The sequence below is a fragment of the Helicobacter mesocricetorum genome, from assembly GCF_900198605.1.
GTDB lineage: Bacteria > Campylobacterota > Campylobacteria > Campylobacterales > Helicobacteraceae > Helicobacter_D > Helicobacter_D mesocricetorum.
In genome coordinates, this window is sequence record NZ_FZPJ01000005.1 from 1 (window position 1) to 1326 (window position 1326).

1 protein-coding gene and 1 pseudogene are annotated in these 1326 nt (G+C 39.4%); both read left to right on the plus strand.

What is annotated here, in order from left to right; genetic code table 11:
• A pseudogene (locus C6H18_RS01140) lies at nt 1-625 on the plus strand (site-specific DNA-methyltransferase); the annotation flags it as partial.
• Nucleotides 626-660: 35 nt separating this feature from the next.
• The gene (locus C6H18_RS01145; protein WP_104721294.1) at nt 661-1257 is read left to right on the plus strand and encodes a DUF5131 family protein; all 597 of its coding nucleotides are present in this window, start codon (nt 661-663) and stop codon (nt 1255-1257) included.
• Nucleotides 1258-1326 lie beyond the last annotated feature (69 nt).

Sequence of the window (1326 nt, forward strand, 5' to 3'; positions counted from 1 at the left end):
AGATCCAGAACTTATCCTAGACTTTTTTGCAGGGAGTGGGACAATCGCACAAGCGGTAATGGAACTAAACGCAGAGGATGGAGGTAATCGGCAGTTTATTTTAGTGCAGCTTGATGAGCCTATAAAAGAGGATAAAAGTAAAACAGCCTATGACTTTTGTAAAAATGAGCTAGGGAGTGCAAACCCCACCATTAGCGATATTACGATTGAAAGAGTAAAGAGGGCAGCAGCAAAGATTGCTAAAGAGCATAGAGACTTTCAAGGCGATTTAGGCTTTAGCGTGTATAGCCTGTGTGAGAAACCAAGCCTAGTATGTGATAAATCGGGGCATTTGGAGCTATTTAGTGGGCGAGAGGGAGTAACGCCTAGCGATATTGCAAGGAATTTAAGCCTACAATGTGGCAAGAGCCTTGATAGAGAGCTAGAATGTATTGTAGAATCTAAACTCTATAAATGCGATGATGCCTATTGCGTGGTGGAGTGCGATAAAGAAGTCTTAGAGATTCTAAGGAATACTAAGAATGAATATATTTTGATTGATGGTTATGCCTCTTTGGAGCTAGAGGAGTTTCTAAATCTTAAAAATAGTGCAAATATTAATGAACGTCTAAGGATAGTGTATTAAAGAGAAATAAGCCCACGTTTTATTTTGTAAATTCTATGAGTGATTTGTTTCACGAAAAAATGCAAATTATGTTTTTGGATAGGGTTATGCAAATTATCAAGCAAACGCCACATCATCAATACCAGATTCTCACCAAACGTCCCCATAGAATGTTTGAATATTTTAAAGGGGAAAAATATCCTGAAAATTCTGCTTTAAACAAAGAAAATAAGGAGGTTTTTGGGGGTGGCATCGTGCGTGAGATTCCTTTTAATGTTTGGTTAGGTACAACGATAGAAATAAGCCACACTAAGCCCAGAATAGACATTATTCGCAATCTAAAGGCAAATGTGAAATTGCTCTCCATTGAACCTCTGCTTGATGATTTAGGAGAGCTTGATTTAAGCGGGATTGATTGGATGGTTGTCGGAGGTGAGAGTGGCTTTAGGGCAAGGGCTATGCAAGAATCGTGGGTTATGAATATCCAAAAGCAATGCCAGAATCAGGGCGTTGCCTTTTTCTTTAAACAATGGGGGACTTGGGGGAGTGATGGCATTAAACGCAACAAAAAAGAAAATGGTGCAATGCTAGGCGGTAGAATCTATAGAGAATATCCCAAAGTTTCTAGCCCAATAATGTCTTCGCTTTTGTAAAGGTAGCAAATGCTTCTCCATCCCTTCGACCCTAGCCCTATTCATCAAGATTCCAAAATCCTCATTCTT